The 15,247-nt window shown below is 43.6% G+C and carries 14 protein-coding genes and 1 tRNA gene; 9 read left to right on the top strand and 6 right to left on the bottom strand.

All coding sequences use genetic code 11. The features are described from left to right. Window positions 1-33: 33 nt before the first annotated feature. A complete protein-coding gene (locus G476_RS0114940) occupies window positions 34-261 on the bottom strand; it encodes a DUF378 domain-containing protein (RefSeq protein WP_026690818.1) in 228 nt (75 codons plus the stop codon). 195 nt (window positions 262-456) lie between these two features. On the opposite strand from G476_RS0114940, the gene G476_RS0114935 reads away from it, so the two are divergent. The 3 genes from G476_RS0114935 (at window position 457) to G476_RS0114925 (ending at window position 3,861) form a co-directional block, all read left to right on the top strand. Further along, the gene (locus tag G476_RS0114935) at window positions 457-1,623 is read left to right on the top strand and encodes an iron-containing alcohol dehydrogenase (protein ID WP_026690817.1); all 1,167 of its coding nucleotides are present in this window, start codon (window positions 457-459) and stop codon (window positions 1,621-1,623) included. A 157-nt stretch (window positions 1,624-1,780) separates the two neighbouring features. Further along, window positions 1,781-3,133, top strand: a complete 1,353-nt coding sequence (locus tag G476_RS0114930) for a glucose-6-phosphate isomerase (protein WP_026690816.1) — start codon at window positions 1,781-1,783, stop codon at window positions 3,131-3,133. Between the two features lie 305 nt (window positions 3,134-3,438). Further along, the gene (locus G476_RS0114925; protein WP_026690815.1) at window positions 3,439-3,861 is read left to right on the top strand and encodes a YugN-like family protein; all 423 of its coding nucleotides are present in this window, start codon (window positions 3,439-3,441) and stop codon (window positions 3,859-3,861) included. 40 nt (window positions 3,862-3,901) lie between these two features. On the opposite strand, the gene G476_RS22160 is transcribed toward G476_RS0114925, so the two are convergent. Then, window positions 3,902-4,924 (bottom strand): potassium channel family protein, encoded by a 1,023-nt coding sequence (locus G476_RS22160; protein ID WP_051314821.1) that lies wholly within the window; start codon window positions 4,922-4,924, stop codon window positions 3,902-3,904. 90 nt (window positions 4,925-5,014) lie between these two features. On the opposite strand from G476_RS22160, the gene G476_RS23835 reads away from it, so the two are divergent. The 3 genes from G476_RS23835 to G476_RS0114905 all read left to right on the top strand — a co-directional run bounded on the left by G476_RS23835 (window position 5,015) and on the right by G476_RS0114905 (window position 6,378). Continuing rightward, window positions 5,015-5,173 (top strand): hypothetical protein, encoded by a 159-nt coding sequence (locus G476_RS23835; RefSeq protein WP_169720893.1) that lies wholly within the window; start codon window positions 5,015-5,017, stop codon window positions 5,171-5,173. 84 nt (window positions 5,174-5,257) lie between these two features. Continuing rightward, window positions 5,258-5,333: transfer RNA gene (locus G476_RS0114910), tRNA-Ala, on the top strand. 439 nt (window positions 5,334-5,772) lie between these two features. Next, complete coding sequence (locus tag G476_RS0114905; RefSeq protein ID WP_051314868.1) at window positions 5,773-6,378, top strand: cell wall hydrolase; 606 nt, start codon at window positions 5,773-5,775, stop codon at window positions 6,376-6,378. Window positions 6,379-6,465: 87 nt separating this feature from the next. On the opposite strand, the gene thrB is transcribed toward G476_RS0114905, so the two are convergent. From thrB to G476_RS0114885, 4 genes are all read right to left on the bottom strand, one after another. Then, a complete protein-coding gene (gene thrB, locus G476_RS0114900) occupies window positions 6,466-7,386 on the bottom strand; it encodes a homoserine kinase (protein ID WP_026690813.1) in 921 nt (306 codons plus the stop codon). Continuing rightward, the gene (thrC, locus tag G476_RS0114895; protein WP_026690812.1) at window positions 7,383-8,444 is read right to left on the bottom strand and encodes a threonine synthase; all 1,062 of its coding nucleotides are present in this window, start codon (window positions 8,442-8,444) and stop codon (window positions 7,383-7,385) included. Before thrC ends, thrB begins: the two co-directional genes overlap by 4 nt. Before the next feature lies 1 nt (window position 8,445). Continuing rightward, window positions 8,446-9,741: a homoserine dehydrogenase gene (locus tag G476_RS0114890; protein ID WP_026690811.1), complete on the bottom strand. Its 1,296-nt coding sequence runs from the start codon at window positions 9,739-9,741 to the stop codon at window positions 8,446-8,448. Window positions 9,742-9,912: 171 nt separating this feature from the next. Then, on the bottom strand, window positions 9,913-10,863 hold the full coding sequence (locus tag G476_RS0114885) for a calcium/sodium antiporter (protein WP_026690810.1): 951 nt from the start codon (window positions 10,861-10,863) through the stop codon (window positions 9,913-9,915). A 349-nt stretch (window positions 10,864-11,212) separates the two neighbouring features. Between G476_RS0114885 and G476_RS0114880 the strand changes: the two genes are divergently transcribed. From G476_RS0114880 to G476_RS0114870, 3 genes are read left to right on the top strand one after another with little or no spacing between them, the layout of a single operon-like run. After that, window positions 11,213-12,232, top strand: coding sequence for an ABC transporter ATP-binding protein (locus tag G476_RS0114880; RefSeq protein WP_026690809.1), 1,020 nt, complete (start codon window positions 11,213-11,215; stop codon window positions 12,230-12,232). Beyond that, window positions 12,225-13,208 carry an ABC transporter ATP-binding protein gene (locus G476_RS0114875; protein WP_026690808.1) on the top strand — a complete coding sequence of 328 codons (984 nt, stop codon included), beginning with the start codon at window positions 12,225-12,227 and terminating at the stop codon, window positions 13,206-13,208. Before G476_RS0114880 ends, G476_RS0114875 begins: the two co-directional genes overlap by 8 nt. A 50-nt stretch (window positions 13,209-13,258) precedes the next feature. Continuing rightward, on the top strand, window positions 13,259-14,965 hold the full coding sequence (locus tag G476_RS0114870) for an ABC transporter substrate-binding protein (RefSeq protein ID WP_026690807.1): 1,707 nt from the start codon (window positions 13,259-13,261) through the stop codon (window positions 14,963-14,965). Window positions 14,966-15,247: the final 282 nt, after the last annotated feature.

Here is a 15,247-nt window from a genome sequence, read left to right as displayed (position 1 = left end):
GGATCCCTAAAAGGTCGGGATCGAATGGACTGTTTAACGCTGAGGTTCCGGACTGCGTTCCAACTCTTCGTCTGGTTTGAAAAGAATGGAGATACAGTACAGCCCAGCCAAACCAACAAGTGCATAGATAAAACGTGAAAAACCGGCTGCTTGTCCACCAAAGATGGCTGCCACAAGGTCAAAACGGAAAAATCCGATTAATCCCCAGTTTACTGCGCCAATAATCGCCAGAACAAGAGCTGTGCGTTGAATACCGCTCATTCGCTCCTCACCTCCTTAATAGGGCTCATTTAAAATCTAAGAAGCTAATGCTCCTTTCCTTATGATGATTAAATAAAAGGAGAACTATTCAGCTGTATAAAATTACCTGAAGTTGCACATTTCTTTACATCCTTTCTTCCGATGGGAGATAATAATACCGATCGATTTTTTGTAGACAAGTAAAGGAGTGGAACAATGGACAACTTTATTTATCAAAACCCGACTCGCCTTGTTTTTGGCGAAGGTCAAGTCAAAGAACAGCTGGTCAATCAGCTTAAACCATTTGGATATAACGTCCTTCTCGTTTATGGAGGAGGAAGCATAAAACGAAACGGACTGTATGATGAGGTAACAGCTCTCTTAAATGAGGGAGGATTTAACGTTACGGAACTTGCGGGCGTTGAACCGAACCCTCGTCTTTCTACCGTTCATAAAGGTGTGGATCTTTGCCGCGAACACGACATTGATGTTCTTCTAGCTGTAGGTGGAGGGAGTGTCATTGACTGTACCAAAGCCATCGCAGCGGGAGCTAAATACGACGGTGATGCGTGGGATCTAGTTACGAAAAAAACCACACCGGAATCCGCTTTACCTTTCGGAACCATTCTCACCTTAGCTGCAACCGGTTCTGAAATGAACGCGGGTTCTGTAATCACAAATTGGGAAACACATGAGAAGTATGGTTGGGGAAGTCCGCACACATTCCCTAAATTCTCTATTCTTGATTCGAAAAACACACTAACTGTACCAAAAGATCAAACCATTTATGGAATCGTGGATATGATGAGCCACGTGTTGGAGCAATATTTTCACCAGCAAACGAATACGCCTCTTCAAGAGAAAATGTGTGAAGCCGTGTTGAACACTGTCATTGAAGCAGGTCCAAAGCTTGTTGAAAACTTGGACGATGTAAAGCTTCGGGAGACGATTCTTTACTCCGGTACAATTGCATTGAATGGCTCACTACAAATGGGAACTAGGGGAGACTGGGCTTCTCATAACATTGAGCATGCCGTATCAGCTGTATATGATATCCCACATGCAGGTGGGCTTGCGATCATCTTCCCGCAGTGGTTAAGACATCACCTTGATTTAGGAGAGAGAAAGCTGGTCCAACTTGCCGTGAACGTGTGGGGGGTAGACCCTGAAGGAAAGTCCAACTTCCAAGTAGCTGAAGAAGGAATTGAGCGTCTCGAGCAGTTCTGGACTGAACTTGGAGCACCTAGCCGCCTTTCAGACTACGACATTGATGATAGCCAAATTGACGTGATGGCTGACAAAGCCATGGCAAACGGTCCGTTCGGCAATTTCAATGAACTGGAAAAAGAAGACGTTGTAGCGATCTTAAGAGCAGCATTATAAAGAAGAAAACGGGGCACTCCTAACGAGTGGCCCGTTTTTTCTATTTGGTTACGCTTACAAAGTGGAATCAGCTTGATTATTTGCTGTGGTTTTAATAAAGTGATACGTGGAAGAGTAAGAAAAGCGATAGTACACTCATTAAATGGAGGTATAAATAATGGCAAAAACCCTTTCTTTTGATTACAAAAAAGCGTCAAACTTTTTAGCCCAACACGAAGTCGATCACTTAGCCGGTGCAGTTGCATCCGCTCACGACGAACTACATAACGGCACAGGTGCAGGGAACGACTTCTTAGGTTGGATGGATCTTCCGGTCAACTATGACAAAGAAGAGTTCACTCGCATTCAAAAAGCAGCCGAAAAAATCAAAGGCGACACAGATGTGTTACTTGTAGTAGGAATTGGTGGATCTTACCTTGGTGCCCGTGCGGCAATTGAAGCGTTAAACCATTCTTTCTATAATGTGTTGGCAAAAGAACAGCGCAACACGCCTCAAGTCTTCTTCGTAGGAAATAACATCAGCTCTACGTATGTACGTGACCTACTTGACGTTCTTGAAGGTAAAGATGTTTCCATTAACGTCATTTCTAAGTCTGGTACAACAACGGAGCCAGCGATCGCATTCCGTATTTTCCGTGAATACGTAGAGAAAAAGTACGGTGTAGAAGAAGCTCGTAAGCGTATCTACGCTACAACAGACAAAGAAAAAGGCGCTCTTAAGCAGCTAGCGAACGAAGAAGGCTACGAGTCCTTTGTCATTCCTGATGATGTTGGGGGCCGCTTCTCCATTCTTACAGCTGTAGGTCTACTACCAATTGCAGCAAGTGGTCTTGACATTGAAGCGATGATGCAAGGAGCAGCAGACGCACGTGAGGCATACAGCAACAAAAACCTTGCAGAAAACGAAGCGTACCAGTACGCAGCTGTTCGTAACGCTCTTTACAACAAAGGAAAAACAGTTGAACTTATGGTCAACTACGAGCCATCTCTTCACTTTGTCAGTGAGTGGTGGAAGCAGCTTTACGGAGAAAGTGAAGGAAAAGACGGCAAAGGGATCTTCCCATCTGCTGCAGATTTCTCCACAGATCTTCATTCCTTAGGTCAGTACGTTCAAGACGGTCGCCGTGACTTGTTTGAAACGGTGTTGAACGTGGAGAACGTTCGTGAAGAAGTGAAGCTTACTGAGTCCAAAGACGACTTAGACAGCTTGAACTACCTCGCGGGTCAAACCATGGACTTTGTAAACAAAAAAGCATACGAAGGAACAATGCTTGCTCATACAGACGGAAACGTACCTAACCTTGTGGTGACGATTCCAGAATTAAACGAGTACCACTTCGGTTACCTCGTATACTTCTTTGAAAAAGCTTGTGCCTTAAGCGGATACCTGTTGGGCGTAAATCCATTCGACCAGCCAGGTGTAGAAGCATACAAGAAGAACATGTTCGCTCTCCTTGGTAAACCAGGATTTGAAAAAGAAAAAGCAGAGCTTGAGAAACGCTTAAAATAATCCCTTGTTTATCCGTCGGTGCTCGTGTACCGGCGGATTTTTTGTTTTTGAGTGGAGGCTTGGGTGCGTCGGGAGTGGCAGGGCGTGGTGGTGTGGCGGCTTACTCCAACAAAGTTGAAATAAATGGATCAAAGGGAAAATAAGTGGATCAACCAGTAAATAACTCAGACAAACCAAAAATAAGTGAATCATCCGAACCCCGAAAGACCAAAGTCCCCCCTCCGCAACTCCCTACTGACTCACTGCAAAATAAAATCTCTACCTCCTGAACATACTAACAAAAATGATGTTTTGGAGGTGGGGACATGATTGAGGTACAATCTCCCTTAGAAAACCAAGAATTCGAACTCATTGAGCTAGAAAAAAAGCTAAAGCCTCTCGGTTACGTGATCGGTGGGGGCTGGGAGTATGACCATGGCTATTTTGACTATGTCATGAACGACGAATCGAGCTATTTATGTATTCGCTTGCCTTTTTTTGCGACGGATGGTGCTCTTGATTACAAAGGGGTGGAAGTACAGCTTGGACGACCATTTCTTCTGGCTCACAAATACCAGCGAGGCCTAGATGATAATGTGCACGATCCAAACCCTTTAACAAACCAGTTCTCCGAGCCACAAGACCCTGACGCTGAATTTCCTGAGGAATGGATCCAAACAGGAAAAGAGTACATTAAAGAACTTGAGCAGGTCATTCTACATGACATGAAAATAAGTCCGAGAAAATAAGAAAGGGCCAGAAGGTGATCAAATACCTTTTGGCTCTCTTTTACTTTTTCTTTTTCACAAGTACTACAAGATGATCTCCTTCTTTAAGTTCATAGCTGTCTGGGGGAAGGAGCTGAGCAGAATCGTCCCGCCAAATCCCAAGTAAATGCTCACCGTCAAAACTCCAGTCCTCAATGAGTTCCCCGTACTTTAACCCAATACATTCTTCAGGAAGCTTTTGCAGTTCCATTTTATTTTTTGTATTCGTATCAAGAAGAGTAAGCATTAATTTGCTCACACCGTGACACTCAGGTCCGTTATGCATGAGAGAACTTAGTAACACAGAACTCTGAACCAGTTCGTCAGCCCCTGCACGACGGGCGTTTAAAATCTGGGATTCCGTTATCACTTCCGCGATTGTATAGAGCTTTGGATTCACACCTTTAATAGTGAGGATTGAGAGGATGGTTTTTGAGTCTGCAGCATGCTCATCCGTATGGGAATCCGCTGTAATAATAGCCGTGTGAGCTTCTTGGATATTGGCTTTGTGCAATATTTTGTCATGGCTAGCCGGACCTTTGACAAAGTGAACCCAATTTAAATCTGAAGGCTTTCTTTCTAACGATTCGTCAATGAGTACAACATGCGCCTGGGGGTCTTGGGATTTGATCTCTTTTAATAAAAGCCTGGTTCGCTCATTCCACCCGACAATGATGATGTGGCCATTGCGGTGAAATCGATACTTTCCCCGTTCAATGTTGTCTTTTGTTGTAATAGCTGATGTAGCAACGTTTGTAAGGTAAAAAGAGAAAATGCCCACCCCTGTCAAAATTAATAAAACACCGAGAATTCTGCCAAAATGAGACTCGGGGACAAAATCACCGTAGCCTACAGTAGAGATGGTCACGATCGCCCACCAAAACCCATCGAACATATCAGGATAAACGCCCGGTTCCAATAGGTGGATGGCTGTACCAAAAATCAGTACGATTAAAAATAATGCCGTTAAGAGTCGAATAATATTGTTTAATTGATTCGACGCTGATGAGATTATATTGCTTGCAAACCTGAACAGGACAACCACCCCCCCAATGTTCCTCTTTCCATTATTGACAGTTTGAAGTGAAAAACATTCATACTTTTGGTAAGATAGTAAGGGTTAGGGGGAGAAGTCATGGTACAAGCGATTGTATTTGCAATTACAATGTTTATTGGTTGGGTGATCTTCGATGCGATCAAGCATAAGAAAGTGATCAAAGAAAATGTATTGGCAGGAGCAGCTGCAGGAGTGATCGCGGGAATTGTCTGGTACATCTTATTCGTCATTTTCTAACAAATAATTTACGTTTTCTTAAAAAAACGCTTGATTCGACATTCTGTATCGTCTATAATTCATAAATGTAAGATGAAACGGTATGGGGCATTAGCTCAGCTGGGAGAGCGCTTGCATGGCATGCAAGAGGTCAGCGGTTCGATCCCGCTATGCTCCACCATATTTTCTTGAATAGGCACCACCTTACCATTGTGAACAACGACGCGGTTTCTGGTCTTAACCAGGAGGTGCGTCGTTTTTTTATTTATTGTCTAATATATGGCTGGAAAATTCATTATATATAGCTCTGGATTCATTATAAATATGAAAAATTCATTATTAAGCGCCTTAGATTCATTATAAATCCTGCAAGATTCATCATTTCCGTCAAAAACCACCTTATCTTAAATAGAAGGCATTGAGAAAGTTAAAGATCTAACTTTTTCAGTGCCTTCTCTTTAATAGCCCTATGGTCATAAAACAAATTACCTTAAAAGGAAAATCACGGTGATAATAGAAGCAACTTACTACAAACCCGCTTTATTCTGCTCAAAAAGGGAACTCCTTCTTCGTAGTTATATAAAACACTATTTAGAGAAGGAGATAGACCATTGAAAAAAATGATTCCACTATTACTCATTGCACTAGCGACAGTATTTGTTTTACCAGATGAATCGAAAGCTTCTGTTCTTTTATACAACGGAAGTGAAGGGGAAGAAGTGAAGGACGTACAGGAGGTCCTCGCTGATTTGGGTTATTTTAAGGCCAAGCAAACAGGATATTATGGACCGATTACAATAGAAGCGGTCAAAGCGTTTCAACGAGACTTCGGCTTGTCACAAGATGGCATTACCGGTTCTAAAACTTTAAGAGAAATAAGTAATGTAAAAAGCATGGCAAGTGTGGTTCACGGAGAAGCAAGGGGAGAGTCGTATGAAGGGAAAGTTGCCGTTGCGGCCGTGGTCTTAAATCGAGTGGCAGACGATGAGTTTCCGTCTGATGTAAAAGGGGTCGTCTATCAGCGTAATGCATTTACAGCAGTGTTTGACGGACAGTACGACCTAACGCCTAACCGAGAGGCCTACAGAGCTGTTAAAGATGCTCAGAGAGGTTCAGACCCATCACAAGGTTCGACATATTATTATAATCCTGATATTGCAACGTCTTCATGGATCTTTACGAGAACGCCTGTTGTGACAATCGGGAATCATGTTTTTGCAAAATAATACATAAGAACAAAGCCCGCCAGGAGAGTCTCTCCCGACGGGGTTTTTTTAAAGGATAAGGTGTTCAGGATATTTTTACTTAAACTCTTACATAATCGCTTTTAATGATCCTTTCCTTACCTGTACCCCGCTTTGGTCGGGTTTTAAGTGTTCGACCTCACAATCGGGGAAGGCAGAGGCGAGCTTTCGTTTTACGAAGCCACCGGATCCCGGAGGTACATAAACCATGATGATGGGTCCGGCTCCGCTTAATGCTACGCCATAAATATTCATAGATGACGTAAGGGAAATGACCTTTTCCATCTCGGGAACAAGCTTGGAACGGTATGGTTGGTGAAAGAGATCTTGTTGCATCATCTTGCCGGCAATATCCCAGCGGTCTTGCATAATCGCTCCAATTAGCACGTTACTTACGCTACTTGCTTTTACGGCGTCTTTAAAAGGAAAGTTCTCCGGCAGGTGGCTTCTTGAAGCTGAAGTTTTCAGTTCATAGTCTGGAACTACAGCGACGGCTTCAATAGATGGATGAATACCTGATAACACATCTGTTTGTTTTTCACTATGGGTACCAATCACAAGCCCACCATATAAAGAAGCAGCCACATTATCGGGGTGTCCTTCATATAAACTTGCGATTCGAACTTTATCTTGAACGGGAAGGTTCAGGCCAAGAAGCACGTTGGCAAGCTCAATTCCTGCAACGATGGCTGCAGCGCTACTACCAAGACCGCGAGCTATCGGTATGTCACTAACGAGTTCCACCTTGCAAGGGGGGAGTGTGCGATTCACACCTTCTGCCACTTTGGAAGCCACTTGATAAATGAGGTTGTCTTCGCCTTCGGGCAGTCCTTTTAAATAAGGTGAACGAGAATGGAATGACCAACGATTGCAAGCGACGGCAGTAACGGATAAATAACGATTTACGGCCATACCTACGCTGTCGAATCCTGGACCAAGATTGGCTGTGCTACCTGGAACAGTGATGGTGATCATCTGTTCATGACTCATTGTCCTACACGCTCCATGATCAAGTCGTATATGGCATCTTCATTGTTTGGAAGCACGTCGGCTTTAAACGAGGAACTCTCAATGGCACAGCTAGGATCTTTCAATCCGTTACCTGTAAGCACAGCTACCACTTTTGATCCTTGTTTAATGTGGCCGGATTCGACTTGTTTTTTAACCCCCGCTAATGATGCGGCAGAGGCAGGCTCGCAGAATACGCCTTCTTCTCGGGCAAGGAGCTTGTAGGCGTGAAGGATCTCTTCGTCTGTTACTTCATCAATCGCACCACCAGATTCATTGGCTGCCTCAACAGCCTGATTCCAACTGGCAGGGTTCCCAATTCGAATCGCCGTAGCAACCGTTTCTGGTTCATCAATGACTTTGTTTCGAACAATGGCTGCTGCCCCCTCAGCTTCAAATCCTCGCATCTCAGGAAGTCCGGTTTGATTTTTTTTATGGTATTCTTTAAACCCTTTCCAATAGGCTGTAATGTTGCCTGCATTTCCAACAGGAATCGCCAGTACGTCAGGGGCCGAACCGAGCTGGTCGCAAACTTCGAAAGCGGCTGTTTTTTGCCCTTCAATACGATACGGATTCACAGAATTAACTAGAGAAATGGGAGCTTTCTTACTAATGCTTCGGACCATTTTAAGAGCTTCATCAAAGTTACCTTCAATCGTATAGATTTCCGCTCCGTACATGACGGCCTGGGCAAGCTTGCCCATAGCTACTTTTCCGTCAGGGATTAAGATAATACAACGCATCTTGGCTCTGGCAGCATAAGCGGCAGCTGCAGCAGACGTATTCCCTGTAGACGCGCAGATGACGGCTTCGTACCCTTCTTCTTTCGCTTTCGCTACAGCCATGACCATACCGCGATCCTTGAATGATCCTGTAGGGTTTGCCCCTTCATATTTCGCATACAGTTCGACTCCCCACTGTTTTGATAAATGGGGGAGAGGAACGAGGGGCGTATTTCCTTCGTTTAAAGAAAGAGACGGCGTTTTTTCATTCACTGGTAGATAATCTTGATAGTGGTGAAGCAAGCCTTTCCAATACATGTTATTTTCCTCCTTCAACCCTGTAGCTGCTCTTCACGTGATCGACCACATCAAGTTCAGCCAACGCTCTTATAACGGAATCGTAGTCTTGTTTGGATACTTGATGAGTAGTCAAAATAATCTCAGCCAATTCTTTTCCTTCAAGAGGGCGTTGCAAAATTTTCTCGAGACTTACACCTTTTTTAGAGAACAAGGATGTAAGTTCTGCGAACGTGCCTGCTTGATCTTTTGCATGAATGCGCAAGAAATACTTCGAATAGATTTCATCGTCACTTTTGAGTTGTTTTTCAAATTGAGGCTCGGATACTTTATTCCCATTCACGCCAAGTCTCATGTTTTTCATCACTTCTACTAAATCGGATACAACGGCCGTTGCAGTTGGTAGTTTACCAGCACCTGGTCCGTAAAACATCGTCTCTCCTACCGCTTCGCCGTATACGTAGACGGCGTTAAACTCGTCATGTACTGATGCGAGTGGGTGCGAGTGAGGGAATAGGGTCGGCTGTACGCTTACTTCTACTTTGTTGCCTGTACGTTCTGCAATGCCAATCAACTTCATCGTATAGCCAAGTTCGTGGCTGTAATTCAGATCTTCTGTGGTCACATTCGAAATTCCTGCAACACTTACATCATCCAATTCGATAGGCATGGAAAAGCCAAGTGTACCAAGGATGGCTGTTTTTCTTGCAGCATCTAGCCCTTCTACGTCAGCTGTTGGGTCACTCTCTGCATAACCCAAGTCTTGGGCTTCCTTTAAAACTTCATCGTAGTCTCTGCCTTCTTGTGTCATCTTCGTTAAAATATAGTTTGTTGTCCCATTAACAATGCCCATCATTTTCGTGATTTTATCTGAAGCAAGCCCGTCTACTAAACTACGGATGATTGGGATTCCACCTGCGACGCTCGCTTCATAAAAAAGATCACACTTATTTTTCGCAGCGGCTTGTAAAAGCTCGCTTCCGTGTAAGGCTACTAAATCTTTATTTGCTGTTACGACATGCTTTTTATTTTCAAGGGCTTGAAGAATGTACTTTCTTGATTCTTCAATGCCTCCCATCACTTCTAAAATTACATCAATCTCAGGGTCATTTAATACGTCATTCGCATCTGTTGTCAGTCGAGAACCGTTTAAATGAACATCTCTCTCTTTATGGATGTCGTTCACGAGGATTTTACTAATCGACACTGAACAACCCACTTGGTGCTTCAGTTTGTCCTGGTGCTGATCAATAATGTGTACGACCCCGCTTCCTACTGTCCCTAAACCGAGTAGTCCTATGTTGATTGAGTTGTTCATATCATACGCCTCCCATTTCTTTGTGTCCTTCTGTGGAGAACACATGTCTTTGTATAGAGGACATTATAGAGGGGAAAGCGCCCATTTACAACCCTCTTTCTCATACAAAAAGCGCAAGTCACGAATGACTGCGCTTACAACTTTGGTAGTATAGGGTTTGTGAAAAATAAATTAATTTCGAATAATGATATAAATGAGATAAATAACATAAGCAATGGCTAATGTTAATCCTTCATATCGTCCTACAATGGAGTAGGTTCTTGAAAAGCGGAATAGTAAAATCGTAAGGGCAATCATGACAATGACGTCCAAGAAGATTTTTGGATCTACTGGAAGAGGAGTAATGATTGAAGCTGCGCCAAGAACAAAGAGAACGTTAAAAATCGAGCTTCCGACGATGTTCCCAACCGCAATTTCGCTTTGCTTTTTTAAAGCAGCAGTAATGGAGGTGATTAATTCCGGTAAAGAGGAGCCGATTGCGACAATGGTAAGACCGGCAAGTGTTTCACTCATGCCAAAGGACAATGCGATAAGCGTGCTGCTCTCAACCACTAAATAGCCTCCAAGAATAATTGCGGCAAGACCGGTGACGGTAATGACGATGTTCTTTTTCCACGTTCCTGCTGGTTCTCCGTCTTCTACAATAGGGTCTCTTGAATTTTTGGCGGCTTCGATCACGTAATACATAAAGATGGAAAAGAATAAAAGCAATACAATACCATCACTTCTTGTAATGATGTCGGAGGTGGTTCCTTGTAAAAAACGGTCGCTGATCAAGACTAAGAGTGTGATACTTGCGAGAAAGGTAAAAGGAATTTCTTTTTTAATGGTAGAGCTTTTCACACTTAACGGTGCAATCATAGCGGTAATGCCGATGACGATGGACATGTTCATGATGTTACTTCCAACCACGTTTCCGATCGTCACATCCGGTGTTCCTTCCAGTGCAGCAATAATACTCACGGTCGCCTCCGGTGCTCCTGTACCAAATGCCACAATGGTAAGACCGATTACAAGAGGAGATACCCTCAACAGCTTTGCAATATTCGAAGAACCATTGATGAAAAAATCGGCCCCTTTAATGAGGAGTATGAAACCGATGATTAAGACAATATACATCATTTGGTGGCACCAGCCTTATAATTATTATTTAAATATCTTAAAAGAATGAAAATAGTGCAATGCTCACATCTGTCGACAGAATAGGAATATATAACGGTCATATTTTGCCTTAGTATGACGTTTCTTCGGGAAAACAGCCCTGTTGGTACGATAAGAAACCCCTCGACGTAGGTCTAAGTGATTACAGAATTGTTTTAAAATTATAAAAATTCAATTGATTTATATTTACACATATAGTATTCTTCCATTAATAGCAAAACAAAATTCGATGATTTTAGAATTACATATGTTTGATCCGTGGTTCGTATGTTCTATTTATTCCTCATATAGAGAAACCGGAGGAGCGATTATGAAAAAACCAGTCTTGGAAATTAACAACTTGCAAACGCATTTTTTTACGGACAGGGGAGAAATACCGGCTGTGGACCGTGTGAGCTTCTCGATTGATGAAGGAGAAGTACTCGGTGTTGTTGGGGAGTCGGGGTGTGGAAAGAGTGTGACCTCATTATCTATTATGGGTCTGATCCCTAAGCCCCCTGGAAAGATTGTCGGTGGTGAAATTATATTCCGACACGAGCAAAAAAACAAACAGGTGGAAGAAAACCTCGTGAAAGTATCTAAGCGGCGATTGAGACAAATTAGAGGTAATCAAATTGCCATGATCTTTCAAGAACCGATGACGTCTTTGGATCCCCTGTATACAATCGGATTTCAAATAATTGAAGGGGTAAGGAATCACCGAGCCATTTCAAAAAAAGAAGGCCGAACGATTGCAATTGATATGTTGAAGTTAGTAGGGATTCCAAGAGCTGACGAAATTGTGGACGAGTATCCTCACCAATTGTCAGGGGGCATGCGTCAACGGGTGATGATCGCTATTGCCATGGCCTGTGATCCGCAAGTACTCATTGCTGATGAGCCGACTACTGCTTTAGACGTAACGATCCAAGCTCAAATTCTTGAACTCATGAAAAAGCTAAACAAAGATAAAGGAACGGCGATCATGCTCATTACGCACGATTTAGGGGTCGTGGCCGAAATGTGTGATCGTGTCGTCGTGATGTATGCCGGTAAAGTTGTCGAACAAGGTTCGGTACGAACGATTCTCAAAGAACCGAAGCACCCTTACACACAAGGGTTAATCAAATCTTTACCGAAAATGGATAAGCGAAACCAAAGGCTTTATTCCATTCCGGGAAATGTACCAAAACCCGGATCGATTACAGAAGGGTGTCGCTTTGCACCAAGGTGTGAACATGCATTTGAGCGCTGTTTTAAAGAGAACCCGGACCTTCTGGAAATGAGTGAAGCACATACGTGTCGTTGTTTCCTCTACGAAAAGAAAGAGGTGGAAACAACTCATGCCTAAACCATTGCTTGAAGTAAAGGGGTTAAAAAAGTACTTTGATGTGACCGGTGGTGTTCTTTCAAGGAAAGTGGGCGAAGTAAAGGCTGTTGATGACGTCTCGTTCACCGTCTACGAGAAAGAGGTTTTAGGAATTGTAGGGGAATCCGGGTGCGGAAAGTCTACCACGGGAAAAGCCTTGCTCAGACTTACTGAACCTACTGAAGGGCAAGTGATCTTTGACGGGAAAGACATCCTCGGCTTGAGCTATGATGAGATGAGGAAAATGAGGAGAGATATGCAAATTATTTTTCAGGATCCTTATGCCTCGTTGAACCCTCGCCATAAAGTAGAAAAAATTCTCGGAGAGCCTCTAATTGTTCACGGAATCGGAGATAAGCAGGAACGATTGAAAAAAGTTAGGGAGATTCTCGAAGTTGTTGGTCTGCCAGGAGAGCATGCATCTAGGTATCCCCACCAGTTTAGCGGGGGGCAAAGACAGCGAATTGGTATTGCCCGGGCATTAATTGTCAATCCGAAACTTATTGTTTGTGATGAGCCTGTTTCGGCTCTTGATGTGTCCATTCAATCACAAATCTTGAACCTAATGGAAGACTTACAAGAAGAGTTTGGTCTTACCTATTTGTTCATTGCCCATGATTTGAGTGTGGTTAAACATATTAGCGACCGAATTGGTGTCATGTACCTTGGTAGGATGGTAGAACTTTCTGATAATGAGGACTTATACGATAATCCGCTTCACCCGTATACAAAATCACTTCTGTCAGCGGTTCCGAACCCTGATCCTGATGTGAAAAAAGAGCGCATTATTTTACAAGGGGATGTACCTAGTCCTTCCAATCCACCATCCGGTTGTGCATTTCATACTCGATGCCCTGAAGCGATGGATGTATGTAAACAAGTACGGCCTGAGTTTAAAGAATATTCCGTTAACCATTTTGTGGCTTGTCACCTTTACGATGAAACCGTAAAGAACTGACGAACTACGAGTTTTATAATTTAAGCTTTTAAAATGAAGGGGGAAACAAGATGGGGAAGAAAAGTCTTTGGTTGTTGCTTCTCTCCATTTCACTTGTAGCGATCATGGCTGCTTGTGGCGGAGACGAAGACGTTGACGGCGAGGAAGCTGGAGATGACACGGATGCAGGAGAAACATCGGATGATGATGCCGATGACAGCGATGCAGGAGACGAGGGAGAGGGTTCAGCTGATCTTGCTGAAGACCAGACATTAATCTTTGCACGTGGTGGAGACTCTGTGAGTCTGGATTATGCAAGTGTAACAGATGGGGAATCTTCCCGTGTTACCGAGCAGATTTATGAAAGCTTGTTAAAGTTTGATGATGACTCTTTTGAAATTGGACCAGGTCTTGCTCATGACTGGGACGTTTCTGATGACGGTCTGACATTTACCTTTTACTTAGAAGAGGGAGTGACGTTCCACGATGGAACGGATTTTAACGCTGACGCTGTTAAGTTGAATTTTGAGCGCTGGGCGGACCCTGATCACGAGTATCACTTCGCTGATGACGGTTACACCTACAGTGTGTACGGCACTCAGTTTGGTGGATTCCAAGGAGATGACGGTCACGTAATCTCTGAAATTAATGTGGTTGATGATCACACAGTAGAGTTTGTTCTAAATGAGCAGCTCGGTTCTTTCATTCAAAACATGGGGATGAGCTACTTCTCTATTACTTCTCCTCAAGCGTTTGAGGACTATGGAAGTTCAATCAATGAAAACCCTGTAGGAACGGGTCCATTCAAATTTGTAAGCTGGAGCCGTGACGATCAGATTGTTCTTGAGAAAAACGAAGACTACTGGCAAGAAGGTCTTCCGAAGCTTGATGGTTTAATTTTCACGGTTATCCCTGATAACTCCGCACGACTTACAGCACTACGTACAGGTGAGATTGACATCATGGACGGACTCGATCCGGATGACGTTGAGATCATTGAAGGTGAAGATGGTTTAACGGTATTCGAGCGTACAACAAACAACATTGGTTACCTCGGATTCAACATGGACAAAGAGCCATTTGACGATGTTCTTGTTCGTCAGGCGTTTAACCATGCTGTTGATAAAGAAACGTTGATTTCCGTTCTTTATGCCGGACTAGCTGAGCCAGCGAAGAACATTATTCCTCCAGGTTACTTGGGTTACAACGATAACATTGAAGAATATGCGTATGACCCAGATCGAGCACAAGAGCTTTTAGAAGAAGCAGGATTCGCCGATGGAATGGAATTCGACCTTTGGACAATGCCGGTTGCACGTCCTTACATGCCAGATCCTCAGCGTGCGGCTGAAGTAATCCAAGAGAACTTCGCTGACATTGGTGTAACAGCGAACATTGTGTCCATGGAGTGGGCGACGTACCTTGAGCGTACAGAGCAAGGTGAGCAAGACGTATTCATGCTTGGTTGGTCTGGTACAAACGGTGATCCGGACTACTTCTTCGGAAACCTGTTGCATTCAAGTGCAATCCCTGGTGGTAACCGTACATTCTACCGTAGCGACGAAGCGGATGACCTCTTTAACCAGGCTAAAGTAAGCGTTGACGAAGACGAGCGCGCCGAACTTTATGAAAGAGCGCAAGAAGTCATTCACGAAGATGCTCCGCTTATCCCGCTTGTTCACACAACACCTGTTCTTGCAGGAAGTGACCGAGTACAAGGGTATGTACCACACCCATCAACAAGTGAAGCATTATTGGAAGTCGAGCTTACAAACTAATAAGCAATTAGGATAGGAGAAAGAGAGGGGAGAGGATCCTCTCTCTGATCCTATATTTCTGTTAAGGTATTATATTTTACTTAACCTGAATAACTTTTTTGTCCAGCTCCAGCGCCTACGAGCTCGAGGTCATTTCATTCTATTAGCTGAAGCCAAAAAGCGGCTTCAACCTGATGGCCTGAAATGCTTGTACTTCAAGCATAAGTGCAACTAAGGCTTTCGCCATTATGGCAAAAAGCCAAGTTTTCTTTATCGCTCGTGATCAAGGCGTTTGCGCTTTTA

Source organism: Alteribacter aurantiacus DSM 18675, from assembly GCF_000429705.1.
Taxonomy (GTDB): domain Bacteria; phylum Bacillota; class Bacilli; order Bacillales; family Salisediminibacteriaceae; genus Alteribacter; species Alteribacter aurantiacus.
The sequence above is the reverse complement of the archived record's forward strand: the minus strand, read 5'-3'. Positions and strand labels throughout refer to the sequence as shown.